The sequence below is a fragment of the Streptococcus sp. CF4-3 genome (assembly GCF_024295385.1).
In the GTDB taxonomy this organism is placed as follows: Bacteria; Bacillota; Bacilli; order Lactobacillales; family Streptococcaceae; genus Streptococcus; species Streptococcus infantis_I.
The window spans coordinates 1-20,878 of record NZ_JANCPN010000008.1 but is presented as its reverse complement, the minus strand read 5'-3'; the positions used below and the strand labels follow the sequence as shown (position 1 = coordinate 20,878).

At 36.4% G+C, this 20,878-nt stretch carries 17 protein-coding genes and 1 pseudogene; 16 read left to right on the top strand and 2 right to left on the bottom strand.

The annotated features are described in order from the left end of the window. Window positions 1-10: 10 nt before the first annotated feature. The 12 genes from NML75_RS07510 to NML75_RS07455 all read left to right on the top strand — a co-directional run bounded on the left by NML75_RS07510 (window position 11) and on the right by NML75_RS07455 (window position 12,007). Complete coding sequence (locus tag NML75_RS07510) at window positions 11-244, top strand: hypothetical protein (protein ID WP_000840776.1); 234 nt, start codon at window positions 11-13, stop codon at window positions 242-244. A 2-nt stretch (window positions 245-246) separates the two neighbouring features. Next, the gene (locus tag NML75_RS07505) at window positions 247-834 is read left to right on the top strand and encodes a CPBP family intramembrane glutamic endopeptidase (RefSeq protein WP_254804325.1); all 588 of its coding nucleotides are present in this window, start codon (window positions 247-249) and stop codon (window positions 832-834) included. Window positions 835-963: 129 nt separating this feature from the next. Further along, on the top strand, window positions 964-1,554 hold the full coding sequence (locus NML75_RS07500; RefSeq protein ID WP_000227919.1) for a type IV toxin-antitoxin system AbiEi family antitoxin domain-containing protein: 591 nt from the start codon (window positions 964-966) through the stop codon (window positions 1,552-1,554). Next, the gene (locus tag NML75_RS07495; protein ID WP_000492399.1) at window positions 1,554-2,390 is read left to right on the top strand and encodes a nucleotidyl transferase AbiEii/AbiGii toxin family protein; all 837 of its coding nucleotides are present in this window, start codon (window positions 1,554-1,556) and stop codon (window positions 2,388-2,390) included. Before NML75_RS07500 ends, NML75_RS07495 begins: the two co-directional genes overlap by 1 nt. 282 nt (window positions 2,391-2,672) lie before the next feature. Then, a complete protein-coding gene (locus NML75_RS07490; protein ID WP_049474495.1) occupies window positions 2,673-2,972 on the top strand; it encodes a hypothetical protein in 300 nt (99 codons plus the stop codon). Then, window positions 2,962-3,450: a hypothetical protein gene (locus NML75_RS07485; protein ID WP_049474493.1), complete on the top strand. Its 489-nt coding sequence runs from the start codon at window positions 2,962-2,964 to the stop codon at window positions 3,448-3,450. Before NML75_RS07490 ends, NML75_RS07485 begins: the two co-directional genes overlap by 11 nt. After that, window positions 3,450-5,327, top strand: a complete 1,878-nt coding sequence (locus NML75_RS07480) for a VirD4-like conjugal transfer protein, CD1115 family (protein ID WP_105026568.1) — start codon at window positions 3,450-3,452, stop codon at window positions 5,325-5,327. The genes NML75_RS07485 and NML75_RS07480 overlap by 1 nt, the downstream gene beginning before the upstream one ends. A 20-nt stretch (window positions 5,328-5,347) precedes the next feature. Continuing rightward, on the top strand, window positions 5,348-5,590 hold the full coding sequence (locus NML75_RS07475) for a hypothetical protein (protein ID WP_000627865.1): 243 nt from the start codon (window positions 5,348-5,350) through the stop codon (window positions 5,588-5,590). 16 nt (window positions 5,591-5,606) lie between these two features. Beyond that, window positions 5,607-6,461 (top strand): hypothetical protein, encoded by an 855-nt coding sequence (locus NML75_RS07470; protein WP_049512298.1) that lies wholly within the window; start codon window positions 5,607-5,609, stop codon window positions 6,459-6,461. Between the two features lie 53 nt (window positions 6,462-6,514). Then, window positions 6,515-6,874, top strand: coding sequence for a PrgI family protein (locus NML75_RS07465; RefSeq protein WP_074324869.1), 360 nt, complete (start codon window positions 6,515-6,517; stop codon window positions 6,872-6,874). Next, on the top strand, window positions 6,825-9,182 hold the full coding sequence (locus tag NML75_RS07460) for a VirB4-like conjugal transfer ATPase, CD1110 family (protein WP_000824180.1): 2,358 nt from the start codon (window positions 6,825-6,827) through the stop codon (window positions 9,180-9,182). Before NML75_RS07465 ends, NML75_RS07460 begins: the two co-directional genes overlap by 50 nt. 11 nt (window positions 9,183-9,193) lie before the next feature. Beyond that, the gene (locus tag NML75_RS07455; RefSeq protein ID WP_049512269.1) at window positions 9,194-12,007 is read left to right on the top strand and encodes a phage tail tip lysozyme; all 2,814 of its coding nucleotides are present in this window, start codon (window positions 9,194-9,196) and stop codon (window positions 12,005-12,007) included. Here the strand turns inward: NML75_RS07455 and NML75_RS07450 are convergent. Next, window positions 11,992-12,225, bottom strand: coding sequence for a hypothetical protein (locus NML75_RS07450; protein WP_218672824.1), 234 nt, complete (start codon window positions 12,223-12,225; stop codon window positions 11,992-11,994). The genes NML75_RS07455 and NML75_RS07450 overlap by 16 nt on opposite strands. 141 nt (window positions 12,226-12,366) lie before the next feature. Between NML75_RS07450 and NML75_RS07445 the strand changes: the two genes are divergently transcribed. The 4 genes from NML75_RS07445 (at window position 12,367) to NML75_RS07430 (ending at window position 19,706) form a co-directional block, all read left to right on the top strand. Then, window positions 12,367-12,777, top strand: coding sequence for a thrombospondin type 3 repeat-containing protein (locus NML75_RS07445; protein ID WP_074324868.1), 411 nt, complete (start codon window positions 12,367-12,369; stop codon window positions 12,775-12,777). 47 nt (window positions 12,778-12,824) lie between these two features. Continuing rightward, window positions 12,825-19,043 carry a DEAD/DEAH box helicase family protein gene (locus NML75_RS07440; RefSeq protein ID WP_254804324.1) on the top strand — a complete coding sequence of 2,073 codons (6,219 nt, stop codon included), beginning with the start codon at window positions 12,825-12,827 and terminating at the stop codon, window positions 19,041-19,043. 74 nt (window positions 19,044-19,117) lie between these two features. Then, complete coding sequence (locus NML75_RS07435; protein ID WP_049512275.1) at window positions 19,118-19,402, top strand: DUF5962 family protein; 285 nt, start codon at window positions 19,118-19,120, stop codon at window positions 19,400-19,402. Between the two features lie 13 nt (window positions 19,403-19,415). Next, window positions 19,416-19,706 carry a DUF5966 family protein gene (locus NML75_RS07430; RefSeq protein ID WP_049512277.1) on the top strand — a complete coding sequence of 97 codons (291 nt, stop codon included), beginning with the start codon at window positions 19,416-19,418 and terminating at the stop codon, window positions 19,704-19,706. A 148-nt stretch (window positions 19,707-19,854) separates the two neighbouring features. On the opposite strand, the pseudogene NML75_RS07425 reads toward NML75_RS07430, so the two are convergent. Next, window positions 19,855-20,649, bottom strand: a pseudogene (locus NML75_RS07425) (helix-turn-helix domain-containing protein); the annotation flags it as partial. Between the last annotated feature and the right edge of the window lie 229 nt (window positions 20,650-20,878).

The window sequence follows — 20,878 nt, the reverse complement described above, 5'->3', positions numbered from 1 at the left end:
GAGAAGCAATATGGCTGAACGATTTTGGGAGAACTTGTCCATTATTTTGGCTGAAAGGAATATCAGCTGGATTGAGTTAACCAGAAAAATGTTTGCGGGAGAGTTTCACTATCCAAGTGAATTGAATCGTTTGTATCAAAAGATACGCCACTACAAGATGGAACAACGAATGCCTCAAAGTCCATGGGTAGAAAGGATTGTGCAGGTATTAGATTTAGATTATGAAGATTTATTTCGGAGGTAACTATGAAAAGAATAATTCCAGTTTATATATTCCAACAAGTAAATGTCTTATTGGTATCCCTATACTTACTGAAATTGCTTTGTATTAGTGAGTTAACCATACTACAGATTCTCTATTGTGCGTCGCTCATTTCTTTTTTATGGATGTATGGTCAACGAAAACAAGTTGTCAAGGTCAATATGAAAACTAGGATGAAATGGCTTGGTATTGTATTCGTTAGCCTACTGATTATAAATCTATGTTTTAGCCTAATCCATGCTCAAGGAACTACGAATCAAGCAAACTTAATTGGCCTTCAACATCAAGTCACTTGGTTTTCATTTTTATTGTTATTAATCAATGCGAGTATGGTTGAAGAATTTCTGTATCGAGAAATTTTATGGAACTTGGTTAGAAAATTAGATATTCGAGTTGCTTTGACAAGTATTTTATTTGCCTTAGCTCATCATCCAGGAACCATTTTAGCTTGGTGTTTGTATGTTTCACTTGGGATGTTTTTAGGGCTTGTGCGCTACAAATCGGACTTATGGGGCAGTATGGGGCTACATTTGGTGTGGAACTTATCAGTCTATGTCTTATTTTTTCTTTAATAATAGCTGGTCTGTCTTAAGCATGGATCAATTTTGAAATAAAAAAACTAAATGAATTGATTTTAAAGAAATAAAATGCTAACATATATAGTAGGTGTTAGCATTTTATTTCTAAGAAAGGAGAATGATATGGTTGATAAAAGAGAGAAACTGATGAACTCTTTCAATCAGTATGGTTTTTTAACTTTTAAACAAGTAATAGATGAAAATTTACACTACAAAACCTTATTAAAAATGGTTGCAGAAGGAAAAATCGATGCTGAAGAAAAAGGGTTATATCGCTTACCTGATATTTATTTAGATGAGTGGTTTGTCCTTCAGTATCGATTTCCAAAGGGAATCTTTTCTTTGGAGACAGCACTTTGGTTACATGGTTTATCTTTGACTATCCCTTTTAATATGACGATGAGTTTTCCTTATGGTACGAATACCAAAAACATTAAGGAAGCAGATATATGTCCTATTATTTTACGCTCTCACTATAGTGAAGGAATTATTGAAATAGAGCGCCTTCCTGGTCAATTTATTAAAGTTTATGAAGTTGAACGAGTTTTGGTTGAATGTCTAAGACCAGTTCATCAGGTGGATCTTCAAATTATTGCACCAGCGTTTAAAAAATATTTTCAACAAAATAAAATTCATTTACACAAATTATTTTATTATGCCCAGCTATTTAAAGTAACTGATAAGTTACAATCTTATACGGAGGTACTATCTTAATGTTTTCAAATGCGAATAGCTTTAAAGCAAAAATCAAAAACATTTCAAAAGATAAGGGAATTCCAGCTCAACAAGTACAACAACATTATTTAATTGAGCAAGTATTAAAGCTGATTTCTACTAGTTCTTATAGAGATTCCTTCATTGTAAAAGGAGGGTATCTAATAGGTCAAATGATTGGACTAGATAAGCGAACCACAATGGATTTAGATGTCACTCTGAAGGGAACCGAAATGAGCAGAGAAAATTTGATTCATATCTTTGAAGAGATTCTTTGTTCTAAAACTGATGGATTTTCATTTTCAGTAGATAAGCTAGAACCTATTCGCCAAGATGATGAATATGGAGGATTTTCATTAAAATTAAATGCAACTTTTGATACATTAAAGGAGGTTGTTTTTATTGATATTACTACTGGTGATAAGATTACACCAAGAGAAATTACTTATTCAATGACTTCTATCTTTACTAATGAAAGTATCAAGATATGGACATATAATCTAGAGACTGTACTTGCTGAAAAGTTAGAAACAATCATCAGTAGGGGATTAGCTTCGACACGCCCACGTGATCGATATGATCTTTTCACCTTGTATAAACTTAGAAAAGAAGAGATTAATCTAGAAGTATTAAAAAATGCACTTGAGAATACGGCAGAAAAACGTAAAAGTAAAGATACTATTTATAATTGGGAAGAACAAGTGAGAGGAATTGAAATTTCTGATTATCAGAAAGAGCTATGGATTCGTTATCAACGCCAATTTAAGTATGCTAAAGATATCTCATTTGATAACTCTGTTCAGGTCATTAGGGAAATTATGCAACAAATATTTTAGTACAAAAGCAACTCATTCGTAAAGCAGTGAGTTGCTTTTTTTATTCCAACAACCCCAAAAATGTGATAAAAATTTCAACTACTCTTATCTATAATAAAGCTACCTGTTCTTTGAAAATTGAATCCACTCCGTCTTGATTAGCGTGCCTGTGTAAGTAGGGACTGAGAGTATTTCCCTGTGAAGGGCAACTGGCACAAGACGTGTGTGAGAATTTTCTAACAGACACGGAGTTTATCGTTACCAGACTTAAACGATGCGACAAACTAGATAAAGGAGTTAATCATGAAGGTAGTAAACTTGTATGATTTGAAACAAATGGGAAATAAAGGTGGTTGTACCATCCAATTGATTCATCACTTTCCTTTTGGTATGGGCTTAGGACATCTCAAAAAAGACTACATTGAATTTAAACGTGTTGGTATCGTTGATGGGAAAGCAGTAGAAGTTACTCTTCGAGAATCTTATTCTAGAGATCTACTGCAGGTTGTCAAGTCGATTAAGCAACGTCAGAAATTGATAGCTTATCGTTATAAAGAAGGAAAGCTGCTATTTGTTAAGGAGGAGGCATCAGATGTCCTCTGAACAACAGGAACGAATGGCAGTTCAATATGCTGAGCGTAGTCTTTTATTTACTGTAAAAAGTCTCTTAAAGATTCTAGAATGGTCTAGACGTCAGGCTTTAGCACAGGATTCCGCCTATAAGGTAGGAGTGCAGAAATTAGAAGAATTGCTACAATCTCCTTATTCGATTGATACGATTAATCTGAAGAAAGATTTTTTAGACAAACCAATTGATATAGAGAAATTTAAAGCTTTTTTAGAAAAAGAAGAGATTCCTTTGGCCATCGCTTGGCAAGGGGATTCTCTGCATTTCTACACGAAAGACCGTTCAATTCTAGACAATCATTTAGACCATCTGTTAGAAAAAATGGTTAATGATCCGGAGAAATTAGCTGATTTTACCATGGATAAGTCTTTAGACCAAGCAATTGATGAGGCTAAATCCCAAATTACCTTTAGACAAGAAGGGGCCGTCAAACAGAAAGAGATGGTGAGATGATGTACAGTGGAAAGAAATTCCTACTATTCTCACTGTTAGGAATCTTACTAGGCTATCTTTTTCATCGTTTGACGCTTTTGTATGATTCCTATACTGGAAATAGCTTAGATAAATGGACTCATCTTCTGATGGAAGGTCAAGATGAAGTTCTTCAGTCGCCATGGAATGTTTCCTTTACTGGAAAATCAAGTGCTTTTTTTCTACTAGGATTTGTGATGATGTTGCTGGTTTATCTCTATTTAGAGACTGGCAAAAAACAATACCGAGAAGGGGCAGAATACGGGAGCGCCCGTTTTGGAACTCTAAAAGAAAAGAAGCTCTTTTACGGTAAAGAATTTTCTCATGATACAATCTTAGCACAAGATGTTCGTTTGACATTATTAGATAAAAAACCACCCCAATATGATAGAAATAAGAATATTGCGGTGATTGGAGGTTCAGGAAGTGGGAAGACCTTTCGCTTTGTGAAACCCAATCTGATTCAGATGAATAGTTCTAATATTGTAGTGGATCCTAAAGATCACTTGGCCGAAAAAACAGGCAAACTCTTTTTAGAACATGGCTACCAAGTAAAGGTATTAGATTTAGTCAATATGAAGAACTCAGATGGCTTTAATCCTTTCCGCTATATAGAGACAGAAAACGATTTGAATCGCATGCTGACGGTTTATTTCAATAACACCAAAGGCTCTGGCTCCCGTAGTGATCCATTTTGGGATGAAGCTTCTATGACTTTGGTACGAGCTTTAGCCTCCTACTTGGTCGATTTCTATAACCCACCTAAAACAAGAGAACAGCTCATTGAAGAGAGTCGTTTGAGTCAAAAGGAATACCAAAACTTGTTGAAACGTCAAAAAAAAGAAGTGGAAGAGCGAAAAAAACGAGGGCGTTATCCAAGTTTTGCTGAAATCTCAAAACTCATTAAACACCTATCCAAGGGTGAAAACCAAGAAAAAAGTGTCTTAGAAATTCTATTTGAAAATTATGCTAAAAAGTATGGGACTGAAAATTTTACCATGCGAAATTGGGCAGATTTTCAAAATTATAAGGATAAGACTCTGGATTCTGTTATAGCTGTAACCACTGCTAAATTTGCCCTCTTCAATATTCAAAGTGTCATGGATTTGACCAAAAGAGATACCCTTGATATGAAGACATGGGGCAAGGAAAAATCAATGGTTTACTTAGTTATTCCAGATAACGATAGTACCTTTCGCTTTCTTTCAGCCCTCTTTTTTTCAACCGTATTTCAAACCCTAACAAGACAAGCAGATATTGATTTTAAGGGTCAATTGCCTCTTCATGTGAGAGTTTACTTAGATGAGTTCGCAAATATCGGAGAAATTCCAGATTTTGCTGAACAAACCTCAACAGTTCGTTCTCGTAATATGAGTCTCGTTCCCATTCTTCAAAATATTGCCCAACTTCAAGGACTCTATAAAGAAAAAGAAGCTTGGAAAACCATTCTTGGGAACTGTGATAGCTTAGTATACTTAGGTGGGAATGATGAAGATACCTTTAAATTTATGAGTGGCTTACTCGGTAAACAAACCATTGATGTTCGAAATACTAGTCGTTCCTTTGGCCAGACAGGTTCAGGATCCCTTTCTCATCAAAAGATTGCTCGTGATTTAATGACACCTGATGAAGTCGGAAATATGAAACGACATGAATGCCTGGTTCGAATTGCCAATATGCCTGTCTTTAAAAGCAAAAAGTACAATTCCACTAAGCATCCAAACTGGAAATACCTAGCCAATCAAGAAACCGATGAACGGTGGTGGAACTATCAGATCAATCCTTTGAATCAAAGACAAGAAAATCATCTTGACGGCCTTAGAATTCGTGATCTAACTTTTGAATCTAGTTTAAAATAAAAATAGAAAAGAGGAAATAGATGATTACGCATTTTAAAGGTTTTGTTTATGGAGTAGACGCAAGTGCTATGTTTGCACAAGCTATGTCTTTGTTACAGAAGGGATTGATTGCGGTTGGTGCCTTTCTCGTTGTTGTAGGGATTGTCAACCTTGCAACCAATATTAAAGATGGTGGACCAGGTGTTCGGAATGCCATTCTTGAAATTGTCGGTGGTGTTATGGTAGGGGCTGCTGGAGCCTTTGTAACCCAGATTTCAATTTAGGAGGATGAACAATGACATGAATCTTAGTTTAGTCTCACCCTTTGTTTACCTTGCATCTGAAAAAATATCAGCTGAAAATTTATTTGAAGGATTTAATGTGGATTTACAATCTACGGTAGATCTGATTAAATCTCTATCTAGCTATAATCCAACCGTTTGGACTTATATGTCAAGTATTACTAAAAGTGTCATGCAGCCTCTTGGAGTTGCGATTTTATCAGTTGTTCTCATCTTAGAGTTTTCGAAGATGGCAAAGAAAATTGCTAACTCTGGTGGAGCGATGACCTTTGAAGCCATAGCGCCAATGCTGATTAGTTATATTATGGTCGCAGTTGTAATTACCAACACTACCGTCATTGTAGAAGCCATCATCGGGATTGCGAGTCATGCCATTGAACAAGTGGCCTCGATTGTGGCTCACGGTGGGGCAAAGTATGATACACTCTCTGGATTAAAAGGGTCAGGATTTATTGGCCGGATGATTGTGGGCTTTTTCGCCCTCCTCATTTGGCTTGTTCGGATAGTAAGTGCAGCCATGGTTAATCTTTTGGTATCTATTCGATTTATTCAACTCTACCTTATGATCCCATTTGCCCCTCTTACGATTCCAACATTTTTAAGTGATGAATGGAAGTCTATTGGTATAGGCTATTTAAAAAATATTATGGTCTATGCGGTACAAGGGGTTCTTATTTTTCTGATTGTTTCTCTTGTTCCTTTGTTTGAATCTGCTGGTAAAATAGCTGTTTCAAATGGTGCAGGAGTCCTGCAATCACTTGCGATTATGTTTGGTAGTTTGGTACAAGCTATCTTACTGATTATTGCCCTCGTTGGTTCTCAACGTACGGCTCGCTCAATCTTAGGTATGTAATTAGATAAAGGCTAGGAAGTGGTTGCTTCTTAGCCTTTTTAGAAAGGAAAGTCATGAATACACGTGTCTTTAAAGACATCTCAAAATACCAACACAGGGCTTGGTTAGGTTTCACCACAAGACAAATCATCTTTGTTTTACCAGCCTTTATTGTCACAATTATTGTTTTGGGCTTGAATCTCTTTTTCTGGCAATTTGGAGATTGGTTTGTTTACGGTTTTGTGTTTGCTTTTACCATCCCCCTCTTGCTTTTTGGAGTCTATAAACCCAATGATTTATATTTTGAACATTATTTGAAATACCGTCTTCATTTTGAACTAACGATACCCCTACGCACAATTTCAGGAAAGAAAGGACTTGAACATGAAAAGAAAATCAAATACATTAAAGAAACAAAAAACTTCAACGACTAATAAAAAGGAAGAAGTTAAAGATAAAAAAGAGGAAGTGTTACCATCAACGGCTAATACTCTTTCCTATCAAGCCTTGTATCAAAATGGTCTGATGCAGGTAAAAGAAGATTATTTTTCACAAAGCTATTTACTTGGTGATGTCAATTACCAGACTGTTGGTTTAGAAGATAAGGGAGCAATCATTGAGAAGTATTCTGATTTGATTAACTCTTTAGATGACCAAACCAACTTCCAATTGACCATTTTTAATAAAAGATTGAATTTAGAAAAATTCAGACACAGTGTTTTGTATGAGGAAAAAGAAGATGGGTACGATAGCTATCGTAAAGAATTGAATCGGATGATGAATCAAAATTTAGATAGTGGTGAAAATAACTTTTCGGCTGTGAAACTGATTAGTTTTGGTAGAAAGGATTCTAATCCCAAACAAGCTTATCGTTCCTTGTCTCAAATAGGCGAATATTTCAAGAGTGGTTTCTCAGAAATTGATGCTCGATTTGGATCCTTGACTGGAGAAGAACGGGTGAACTTGTTGGCAGATATGCTTAGAGGAGAACACCATCTTCCTTTTTCTTATCGTGATTTAACGAGATCTGGCCAGACAACTCGTCACTTCATAGCACCTAATCTCTTGGATTTTAAAAACAAGAATTACCTACAAATCAATGACCGCTTATTACAGATTGTCTATGTGAGAGACTACGGTATGGAATTAGGGGATCAGTTTATCCGAGACCTCATGCAAGGAGATCTGGAATTGATTGTAAGCCTTCATGCTCAAAGTTCGACCAAGGCAGATGCCATGAAGAAACTACGAACAAAGAAAACCTTAATGGAATCTCAAAAGATTGGGGAACAACAAAAACTAGCTCGTACAGGTATCTATTTGGAAAAAGTAGGTCATGTATTAGAAAGCAATATCGATGAAGCTGAGGAACTCTTAAAAACCATGACCGAGACAGGAGATAAACTATTTCAAACGGTCTTCTTGATTGGGGTCTTTGGTCAGGATGAAGAAGAACTCAAACAAGCCCTAGACACTATCCAACAAGTGGCCGGCTCAAATGACCTAATGATTGATAAACTTCCATATATGCAAGAAGCAGCCTTTAATAGTTTGCTGCCATTTGGTTGTGATTTTTTAGAGGGAGTATCACGGAGTTTATTAACGTCCAATATAGCAGTGAACTCACCTTGGACTTCAGTAGACTTACAAGATCGTAGTGGGAAATATTATGGTATCAATCAAATATCAAGTAATATTATTACCATTGATCGCAGCCTATTAAATACACCGTCTGGTCTGATTTTAGGGACATCTGGAGCTGGGAAAGGGATGGCAACCAAGCATGAAATTATCACGACCAAAATCAAGGAATCTGGTGAAAATACTGAAATTATCATCGTGGATCCAGAAGCAGAGTACAGTGTCATTGGACGGGCTTTTGGTGGAGAAATGATTGATATTGCGCCTGATTCCCAAACCTATCTCAATGTCCTTGACTTGTCTGAAGAAAATATGGATGAGGATCCTGTAAAGGTAAAATCAGAATTTCTTTTATCCTTTATCGGCAAATTATTGGATAGGAAAATGGATGGAAGAGAAAAATCGATTATCGACCGAGTTACGAGACTCACCTATCAGTCATTTAAAGAGCCTTCTTTGGAAGAATGGGTCTTTGTCTTGAGTCAACAACCAGAAGAAGAAGCGCAGAATTTGGCACTTGATATGGAACTGTATGTCGAAGGTTCTCTTGATATTTTTTCTCATAAGACCAATATTCAGACAGGATCTAACTTCTTAATCTATAATGTTAAAAAGTTAGGAGATGAGCTGAAACAAATCGCTCTTATGGTAGTGTTTGATCAGATATGGAATCGTGTTGTTCGAAACCAAAAATTAGGGAAGAAGACTTGGATTTATTTTGATGAAATGCAGCTTCTCTTATTAGATAAATATGCCAGTGATTTCTTCTTTAAATTGTGGAGTCGTGTCAGAAAATATGGAGCCAGTCCGACTGGAATAACTCAAAACGTCGAAACCTTATTGTTAGATCCAAATGGTAGACGGATTATTGCAAATAGTGAATTTATGATTCTCCTCAAGCAAGCAAAAAATGACCGAGAAGAACTGGTTCAACTCTTAGGTTTGTCAAAAGAACTTGAAAAATACCTTGTCAATCCAGAAAAAGGGGCTGGACTAATAAAAGCTGGTTCCGTTGTCGTTCCCTTTAAAAATAAGATTCCTCAAGGTACTCAATTGTTTGATATCATGAGTACGGATCCTGATAAAATGGCTTCTAATTAAGGGGAAGGTAAATGAAGGATAAAAGAGAAATCATACGTGCCCGAAAGGCATTTAGAAGAAGTCTAAAAGATGAGAAGAAATTCTTGAAAAAAGGAAAGAAGGAGGTGAAGAAACAGAAAAAAGATTCCGCTGAACTGGATGAAAAAGCATGGAAAAAAGAGATAAAGGAAATGCTGGAGGAGATGAGAGCAGCTTCAAAGGCTAGAGTAAAACAAGCAAATGAAGACTACAATCATATTCTTCAAAATAGTCCTCCATCTCTTTTAAATCGCAAAGAATTAAGAGACAGACGATTGCCTCATGCTAGGAAACGATTGAAAATAGCCAAGAATCAATTTAAGGAAGCAAAGGTAGAAGCAAAAGAAGAAAGAAAAGAGAGTCGTAAAGAAAGAAAAACCAATCAAAAATTTTTCTACGGTCAGGAATCGAAACATAAATCTAATTTTTTCTTTCAAGGGAAGAGTTTAGAAGAATTAAAAGCTAAGAAAGAAGTCAAGGCCGCAAAAGAGAATCTAAAATCTACTAAACAAGCCTATAAGTCCAAAAAAGTCAGTAGGAAAGCCAAAACTTTTCTTTATGTCCTTGGACGTGAAGGTGGAGAGTTAGCTTCAGAAAATGAAGATTTAGAAGGCTATCGCACACTTCAAGAGACAATTAGAAAAGGAAAACGCTACAGTCGCCTTTCTTATAACCTTGGAAAAGCTAGTGTCAAAACAGGACAAGCAACAGGTCGTTTTACCAAGAAAAGACTGACCAACACAAAAGAGCGATACCATCATTTTAAGGATGGAAAAGGATGGAAACTAGCGAAAGATAACCCAAGTTCTTTTAAAAATCGGTTTCGAAAATTAAAGAAACAAGGTCTTACAAGTGTCCGAAATATCTATCAAAAACTAAAAGCAGCCTTTTCCTTCTTTACATTTGCGGCTGGAAATCCTGTAACCTGGATAGTTGGAGGAATAATATTTCTTCTTTTACTTATAATGAGCTTCTTTTTAGGATTTTCATCTGCTAGTTTGATTCAACAAGATGAATTTGAATTAACAAAAGCTTATACCCACCTAACTTGGGAAGATGCAGAACATACTCGCACAAATGACAAAGGAATTACTTATTACACAAAAGTTGATGATGTGATGGGGTATATGAACTTTAAATTCCATGACTATGAGTTACATAAACCAGTTCACTTATTTAGTTCAGAAACTTACAAGGATTATCTGTCTGCTTTGTGGCATGATTTAAACGATGGGGATGATTTGAAATCCATGCAAGACCTCTATGAAACTCCTAAGTATAAACTATCGAAAGACGATCAAGAGGAAATAAAGGAACTAAAAGAAGAAGGTGTGTATGCTTCCATGCAGGAATTGGACAATCCATTTGAGGGGAAAAGTAACGAAGATAGTTTGACCATGACTTATCGTTATGGATACTATGATTTAGACGGAAAACCTACTCTTCAGGAGTACATTCTATTAGAAGCGAAGGCTCACCAAACGATTGTCGCACCAATGGATGGAGTTGTATCTCTAGATGGAGATGATGTTATTCTCACTAACGGAAAAGGTGAGAATGAGAGTCGTTTAACCTTATATTCCATTCATAATGGCCGTGCGATTGAGGGGACAAGGGTCTTAACGGGTGATGTTATTGGTGAAACACCAGATGATACAGGTTTGAAAGTTTCCTATCAAAAGTATAAGAACAAGAAAGAAAAATTGGTGTATGTCAATCCGCAATTTTATTTTCCAAAAGTCATTCAACTTCAGACCACTATCTTACCTTCCATTGGTCAGTTTGGTGGAGGTGAGTTTGAACGAGCAAAACATATTTATGAGTTTTTGAAATCTCAAGGGGCAAGTCCCCAAGCCATTGCGGCAATTTTAGGAAATTGGTCTGTAGAGTCTTCTATTAATCCAAAACGAGCTGAAGGAGATTATTTATCTCCTCCTGTTGGCGCTACCGATTCCTCATGGGATAATGAAACCTGGTTAGCGATAGGAGGTCCAGCCATTTATAGTGGTGCTTATCCTAATATCCTTCATAGAGGTTTGGGGTTAGGTCAATGGACGGATACCGCAGATGGGTCAACACGTCATACAGCCTTGTTAAATTATGCACGCACCCAAAATAAGAAATGGTATGATTTAGACCTACAACTTGATTTTATGCTTCATGGGGATAGTCCTTACTATCAAAGTTGGTTAAAGGATTTCTTTAAAAATACGGGCAGTGCAGCCAATCTAGCCCAACTCTTCCTTACCTATTGGGAGGGAAATTCTGGTGACAAACTACTGGAAAGACAAACCAGAGCAACGGAATGGTATTACCAAATTGAAAAAGGCTTTAGCCAAACAAATGGAGGACAGGCAAAGAGTGATCCACAATCACTTGAAGGTGTTCGTGGGGACTTGTATGATCATTCTGTTCCTGGTGGTGGAGATGGTATGGCCTATGCCTATGGACAATGTACATGGGGTGTTGCGGCTCGTATGAACCAGTTAGGCTTAAAATTAAAAGGTAGAAATGGAGAAAAGATTTCAATCATTAATACCATGGGAAATGGTCAGGACTGGGTTGCGACAGCTTCAAGTCTTGGAGGTGAAACAGGCTCTACACCAAGAGCAGGTGCTATTGTTTCTTTTGTGGGAGGTACACATGGCACACCAGCCATCTACGGTCATGTGGCTTTTGTAGAGAAGGTCTATGATGATGGTTCTTTCCTTGTGTCTGAAACTAACTATGGTGGCAACCCTAACTATACCTTTAGAAAAATCTCTCAAGCAGATAGTGCCATCAGTTTTGCTTATACGACCAAATAGAAGAGTTTACACTTGAAATTGTAGCTATTTAAAGATACAATATGTCTATAAATGAGTGGTCGGCTCATGGTCAATCTGATAGTAATCTTGGACATAAGGGCCAAGCGGTGGCGGACACCAGAACAAAATCCGATAGCAATCTTGGACGTAAGGGCCAAGCGGTGGCAGACACCAGAATAAACCGACTGACTAGGTGGCTTACAGGTTCTGTAAGTCATCTTTTTACTTTGATAATAATGTTTTATCATTTTAAGGAGAACGCAGTTTTGGCTCGTTCTCTTTTTTGTTGTGATACTTCTTTCAAGGAATATTTGGTAGGATTGGAGTGAAAAAAGATTAACTAGGAAAGAAGGAAGTATATGGAAGCCATTTATCAACGTGATTCGGATCAAGATGGATTAACTGATGCTCAAGAATTGGCGCTAGGAACCAATCCTCTTAGCGCAGATTCTGATGGTGATGGACGTTCAGATTTAGTGGAAATAGAAGAAGGAACCAATCCCTTAGAAAAGGATTTACAAGACATAGACCAAACAAGTATCACTGAACCGTCCTCAGTATTTATGGAAATGAAACAAAAGATTTCAGATATGATGGAGAGTCACTACAAGGAATTTATACAGGCTCTGATTAGTATTGAAACAGGGATTGAAAACGAACAAGACCTTGAAGACTTATATACTTACTACATGAGAACAGATGCCGTTTCTCTTTTGTCTAGTGATTTAGAAACCAGTTCTCAAGAGGTGGAAATGGAGATAGAGTTGTAGGGGAATCATATGATTCTCCTATTTTCGTATAGATGAAAGGAGCAATAATGGAAGTAATACAATTATTGGCTATGTTTCGTGGAACAATTCCAAAAGATAGAGAGAAAATGGACTTATTTCTTCGTTATCAAGCACAACATTTTGATGAGAAATGGCAGGACTTAGTAGAGAGTTTTTTGACTGAAGAGGGAAAGATAAAAGAGATACCTCATGTCTATTCTTTTCATCAAGATATTGTTTCTTTCCTAGAGGCCAGTTCTGAAAATAATGACCAAGATTTAGAAAGTTACACAAGAAATTTTGGACAAGCAGGTCTAAGTAAATTATCTCAATTAAGCAATTGGGAGAAAAACTTGGTTCTAGAAGTCGCAACCTATAACCTTTCCACTCGATTTCACATTCAATCTGAAAAAGAAGAACTAGAACAACTAAGTGAGCTTGTATTTTATCAGAATCAGGATGTCAATTTAGTCAATGTCTATCGGGTTGCGAATAATCTATCTGATCGCATTAGTAGAGATATAGAGAAGTTTCTTCTAATGGTTGATTCCAAAGAACTAAAAAAAGAGGTTCTTGAGATTCATTTTGAAGAAAAAGAGGGAGATGTTCTAGCCTATTTGGGTTCAGAATTGATGGCTACTTTAGATACCGTGACGGATCTTGTCCATCATGAAGAAAACTACACACAACTCCCACTGACACAAAAGCTGAAGATTATTACTCATTTTGATGAAGTGAAAGCTATAAGAGAAAAGTCTAATCAAGTAGAGGAATCTTTATCTCCTTCAAGAGATATTGAACAGGAAACGGAAGAAACGAACTCTTTTTCTAATGTCGATAAAATTGTAGAAGAAGCTTTGAGGGAATATCCAATTGGTTCACAAGTAAGTTATAAAGGACAAGTATTTCAGTTGGTTTCGATTGAAAATGCTCAGTTAAATGACTTGGTTCGCCTAGAACTATTCAGTGATTCCAACCAGTTATTTGAAGAGAATCCTATCTTATACTTGAACAGTTTGGAAGAGATTGAACAAGTGTTGTCTCATGTAGAACTTGAAAAAGAAGATTCAGAGATTGAGATTGATCCATCAAGTGAAAGTCAGGAAATAGATTTGTTTTCCTACCTGGAAGAAGATAATGAAAAGGAAAAGGACAAGGAAACAAAACCTTTAATTTCAGGTATAGAAGAGACGGATGTTACTGTTCAAGATTTTGTTTTTCCAGATGACTTAGAGGACTTTTATCCTAAGACAAATCGAGAAAAGATTGAAACGAATATCGCCGCAATTGAACTTGTTAAAAGATTAGAAAAAGAGGGACGACAAGCGAATCCAGAAGAACAAGAACTACTAGCCAAGTATGTCGGCTGGGGCGGTCTTGCCAATGAATTTTTCGATGAACTCAATCCAAAGTATGAAACAGAACGTTTAACTCTTAAGAGTTTAGTAAGTAAATCAGAATACTCCACTATGAAACAAAGTTCTCTCACAGCCTATTATACAGACCCAATGATTATTCGCCAGATTTGGCAAAAGCTACTAGATGATGGTTTTGAGGGAGGAAGGATATTAGATCCTTCTATGGGGACTGGGAACTTCTTTGCGGCTATGCCTAGAAGTATACGAGAGAGGTCAGAACTCTATGGAGTTGAATTAGACAGTGTGACAGGCGCAATCACAAAACAACTACATCCTAATGCTTATATTGAAGTTCGAGGATTTGAAGAAGTTCCCTTTCAAAATAATAGTTTTGATTTAGTCTTAACGAATGTTCCATTTGGAAATTTTCGCATTGCCGATAAAAACTATGATAAACCTTACATGATTCACGACTACTTTATCAAACACTCACTTGATTTAGTAAGAGACGGAGGGCAGGTGTCGATTATCTCTTCTATTGGCACAATGGATAAGCGGACAGATAATGTCTTACAAGAGATTAAATCTAGCACTCATTTTTTAGGGGGAGTTCGGTTGCCGGATACGGCTTTTAAAAAGATTGCAGGTACTCGAGTGACCACAGATCTCCTCTTCTTTCAAAAGGATCAAGCAAAGAATCTTAATGAGGAGGAACTTGTCTTTAGTGGCTCTATTCCCTTTGAGGAGGATAAGCGTGTCTGGATCAATCCTTATTTTGATGGGAAATACAATACACAAGTTTTGGGTGAATATGAGGTACGTAATTTTAATGGAGGAACCCTCAATGTTAAGGGGGAATCAGAAACATTAGCTACTGACATAATGAAAGCATTAGAGAATGTAGAAGCACCTAAACAAATTGACAATTCTTTGAAAGCACCTGTTTTTATCCAAGAAGAAGTGGATAATTCTATCCCAAGTCATATACGTGAGAACTTAGCGCTATATTCTTTTGGATATGAGGGAAATCAAATTTATTACCGAGATACGCATGGCATTCGGAAAAGTTCAAAAGTAGACGAAATTAGTTATTATGTAGATGAGAAGGGAGATTTTAAAGCTTGGGACAGTTCCTTGTCTGAACATAAAATAGATCGATTCGTGCAACTTCATTTGACAGATGAGGAAGCACTAGATGTATACAAGTCAGAAGAAGCGAGTAAAAGAGGGAAATATAAGGGCTTGTTCAAAAAAACGGTCTTTTATGAAAGCCCCTTATCGGATAAGGATATTAGTCGCATTAAGGGTATGGTTGATTTGAGAGAGACATATCAAGCCTTAATTGAAATTCAACGCCATCCAGATTATAGTCGGACAGATTTTCAGGTATTACTTAGTAAACTCAATCGTGACTATGATCGGTTTGTAAGCCAATTTGGATACTTGAATGTCTCAGTCAATCGGAACTTATTTGATAGTGACGATAAGTATTCTTTACTAGCAAGTTTAGAAGATGAATACATTGATTCTAAAGATCAGAAAGTAAAATATAAAAAATCTTTAGCCTTTGAGAAAGCATTGGTTAGGCCGGAGAGAGTGATTACAAGAGTTTCAACGGCTTTAGATGCATTAAACTCCAGTTTATCAGATGGTAGAGGGGTTGATATAGACTATATGGTATCAATTTACCCTGAACATAGCCAAGCAGCTATTTTAGATGAGTTGGGTGACCAGATCTTAATGGATCCAGAAAGCTATTTAAGAGGGGAAAGAAAATATCTTTCTAAGAACCAGTTTTTGTCAGGAGATATTCTCAACAAGATAGAAGTAGTTCAACTATTAGTAGAGGAAAACAATCAAGAATGTGACTGGTCTCATGCTTTAGATTTGTTAGAATCTGTTCGCCCTCCAAGGATTCATCTGGCAGATATTGAGTTTAAAATAGGGTCACGTTGGATTCCTCAATCCGTTTATGGTAAATTTGCCTTTGAATGTTTTACCAACCGTGAATTTGAATTGTCTTCGCCTGATGTTGAACAAGTCATTGAAGTGAATCCTGTCGATGGGCAGGTTCATTTAAGGACATCATTTGCTTATCGCTATCCAAGTGCCAAAGATAGTAGTCTTGGAGTCAGTGGCTCACGTTATGATACAGGAAGAAAGATTTTTGAGAATTTACTTAATTCGAACCAACCGACTATTACTATGACTGTTACGGAAGGGGAAAAGAAAAAGACCATCACAGATTTGGAAAAAACCTCTGTTCTAAGAGCAAAAGAGCAGCATTTACAAGAGCTCTTTCAAGAATTTGTCTCACGGTATCCAGAAGTCCAACAAGTCATTGAAGAAAGTTATAATCGTCTTTATAATCGAACGGTTAGTCGAGAGTATGACGGTAGCCATCTAGTCATTTATGGCTTGGCACAAAACATCAGTCTTCGTCCTCATCAAGAGAATGCCATTCAAAGAATCGTAGAAGAAAAAAGAGCTTTATTAGCTCATGAGGTAGGTTCAGGAAAGACCTTGACCATGCTTGGTGCTGGGTTTAAATTAAAAGAGTTGGGGATGGTTCATAAGCCCTTGTATGTGGTGCCCTCTAGTTTATCTGCTCAATTTGGCCAAGAAATCATGAAATTTTTCCCTACTAAAAAGGTCTTTGTGACTACTAAGAAAGATTTTGTGAAGGCAAGAAGAAAACAGTTTGTGTCACGTATTATTACAGGAGATTACGATGCCATTGTCATTGGGGATTCTCAATTTGAAAAGATCCCTGTCAGTAAAGAAAGACAGATGAATTATATCGAGGATAAACTTAATGAACTACGAGAGATTAAAACACATTCTGAAAATAAGTATACTGTTAAAGAAGCAGAACAATCAATAAGTGGTCTAGAGAAACAATTGGAAGAACTCCAACGCTTTAATCGTGATAGTTTTATTGATTTTGAGAACTTAGGAATTGATTTTCTCTTTGTGGATGAAGCACATCACTTTAAAAATATACGTCCCATTACTGGACTTGGAAATGTAGCAGGGATTACCAATACAACTTCTAAGAAGAATGTGGATATGGAAATGAAGGTTCGACAGATTCAGGAAGAACATGATTTTAAAAATATTGTCTTTGCGACAGGAACACCTGTTTCAAATTCTATTAGTGAGTTATACACTATGATGAACTATATTCAACCAGATATCTTAAAACGCTATCAAGTTGATTATTTTGACTCTTGGGTAGGTGCTTTTGGAGAAATTCAAAACTCTATGGAATTAGCTCCTACAGGGGATAAGTACCAACCTAAGAAACGATTTAAAAAGTTTGTCAATCTACCTGAGTTGATGAAAATCTATAAAGAAACAGCCGACATTCAAACACAAGATATGTTGGATTTACCTGTTCCAGAAGCTCGTATTATACCTATTGAGAGTGAGTTAACTGAAAACCAGAAACTCTATCTAGAAGAATTAGTTATGAGGTCAGATGCGGTTAAATGTGGAACAGTTGATCCGAGTCAGGATAACATGTTAAAGATAACAGGTGAGGCACGGAAACTAGCTATTGATATGCGTTTATTAGACTCTAGTTATAGTCTAGCAGACAATCATAAACTGCTTCAGGTAGTGGATAATGTTGAAAGAATTTATCGTGAAGGAATGGAAAATAAGGCTACTCAGATGATTTTTTCAGATATTGGAACACCTAAGAAAAAGGACAATGGCTTTGATGTTTATTCTGAGATTAAGGCTTTATTAGTTGATAGAGGAGTCCCTAGTAAGGAAATTGCCTTTGTACATGATGCCAATAGTGATGAAAAGAAGAATAGTTTGTCTCGAAAGGTCAATGCAGGAGAGGTGCGGATCTTACTTGCCTCAACTGAAAAAGGAGGAACAGGTTTAAATGTTCAGAGCAAGATGAAAGCAGTTCATCACCTGGATGTACCGTGGAGACCAAGTGACATTCAGCAACGCAATGGACGGATTATCCGACAAGGAAATGAAAATAAGGAAGTGGATATTTACCACTACATTACAAAAGGTTCATTTGATAATTATCTATGGGCAACTCAGGAGAACAAACTCCGTTATATTAAGCAGATTATGACTTCTAAGGAGCCAATTCGTGCTGCGGAAGACATTGATGAACAGACTATGACAGCTTCTGATTTTAAGGCACTAGCAACAGGTAATCCTTATCTCAAATATAAGATGGAACTAGAGAATGATCTAACTCTATTAGAAAATCAAAGACGCGCCTTTCAACGCAGCAAGGATCACTATCGTCATACAATCTCCTACTGTGAAGAAAATATGCCCATTCTTGAGAAACGATTAAGCAAGTATGAAGGCGATATTCAACAGTCTGAAGTGTCGAAAGACCAAGCATTTTCTATGACAGTAGGCAAGCAAGTTTTTGATCAACGAGCTGAAGCAGGTGAATCCCTACACCGTCTTATCCGTCATAATCAATCTGACAGCAAAGAATTCCGAACCCTAGCAAGCTATCGAGGATTTGACATTAAAATGCTTAGTCTTCCAACAAATCAACCTCTTCCTGAAACCTTCTCTGTTAAGATTGTAGGAGAAAATCAGTATTCTGTCAGTTTAGATTTGTATTCTCCTTTGGGGACGATTCAAAGGCTTCAGCATACGATTGATCATATTAAAGAGGACCAAGTGAAAACTCAGAACTTATTGGATGAATTAAAGGATAAATGGACTACTGCTAAGGTAGAAATTGAGAAAAACTTTCCAAAGGAAGAGGATTATCAAACTAAAAAGGCCGAATACGATGTACTCGCGCCATTGATTGAAACGGAAACGGATTTAGATATTATTGATCAGGCCTTAAGACAATTCCATGAAAAAGGAAAAGAAAAGCAAGAACAACTTTCTTTTGAATTGGAGTAAAAAATAGATACAAATAGCGGACAAGAAAAGAAAAGCGCGGTAGAATAAAGATAGAAAGAAACGAGGTAACGATTATGATGGAAGATACCTATTATCAATTAGAAGAGGCTTTGGTACAGGGATTTCAAACACCTGAAGAATACCAAGCCTACAAGGAGCTAAAGAAACATTATGAGGAAGTGACAGGCGATTACAGCTTTTCCAAACGAGAACTCACTAGTCAATTGGAAATCGCTCTTCAGAATCACCGAGGTGTGGACTTTGAAGATCATGAGAAAGAGGAGTATTTGGACTTAGTTCAAAAGCTAGAGGAATTTGATTCCTCTCTTGCCACCCATTACCGTCAGTTGATTAATTAGGAAGGAACAAGTCATGAATGATTTACTCCTTATCCCGGTAATTTTTATAGCAGTAGGAGGAATTCTCATTCTTTTATGGAGACTCTTTCTTATTGCTAGTGGACTTTTCCTTATTGGTTTTGTCAGTTTTCTTATTTTCGTGGAGGGATATGGAATTTATCTGTTCTTTACAGAGACTGAACTTTACACGGAAGATTTGGCACAGAATGGATTATTTAGTTTTACGATTTTCTTTATCATCTTTAATTTAGTTTTACTTGTATTAGTAAGTTTGGCGGGATACAAATGGAAGAGGGGATATTAACAAAAGTGGAGAAAACTATATTAGTTCCTCTCCACTTTTACGTTTCTAGCTAATTGGTAATTATAACTTATTACGATTGAAGTCACCTATCCTTATCTTTTAAAAAATGATCAATCTTAGCCATCATGAGCTTGTGCTCGTATATTTAACAGATATCACGAGCCTGTAAATAATAGTCAAGAATTTCATCGTGCTTTAAAAAATCTTTTCCGGCATTTGCAACGATAGTTAAAAGAGGCGCCAGCTGATAGCTGGTCTCTTTTTGTTTACAAAAGTCAATGGTTTCTAAGGCTTCTTGGACGGCTTCTAATTCCTTACCTTTAGAGTGTAAATAATAGGCGAAATTATGTTTAACTCGAATATAACCAAATAAATACTCTTGGTGGTTTAAATCTTTTTCCTGATACAAACTGATAAGAAGTGAGTTATTTTCTTCGTATTCTGCATCACGCCCTACAGAAAAATAAAAATTAGATAAAGTATTGAGGAGTTTAAGATACACAGATGAGCTGACCGAAAGCTTTGGCAAAGCGTTTTCTAGACTGGTGATAGCTTCATCTTTGGAACTATGTAAGTAGAAAAGGATAATCGCTTGAATCCATAGAAGATAAAATTCATCCTCAGTAGACAGATACTGATACTTTTCTTTTTCTAAGTTTAAGAGGTATTCTAAATCCTCGTAATTACGATCTTCAAGTAATTTTTCTGCTAATTTCTTAAACGGTGCTATATTGGAAGTCATTTTAATCTGTTCATCGAAAAAATAATCTAAGGGAACTTGAAGCCGATTTGCAAGTTTATAGAGTAAATCAGCAGCAGGCATATAGTTACCACGTTCTATTTTGCTGATTTGGCTTTGCTCACAAATTCCTTCGGAAAGTGTTTTTTGTGAGAATCCTTTTTCTTTTCTCTTGGCTTTTAGTTTATCAGATAATATGCTCATCTTTAAACCTTCTTTAAATAAATTTACGATTAATTATATACTTTTAAAACTAAAAATTTATGTACAATTGACTAAACTAGAGCTAAACTATTGATACAACTGAATTAGAAGCATAAAGTACATTCTTTAAAAAGTGTACTTTATTTTTGTTTTGTACATTATTTGTTGATTGCTTAATCAATACTACATCTCTATCAGGCAATTCAGACTTCATTTAGTCCTCTAAAAC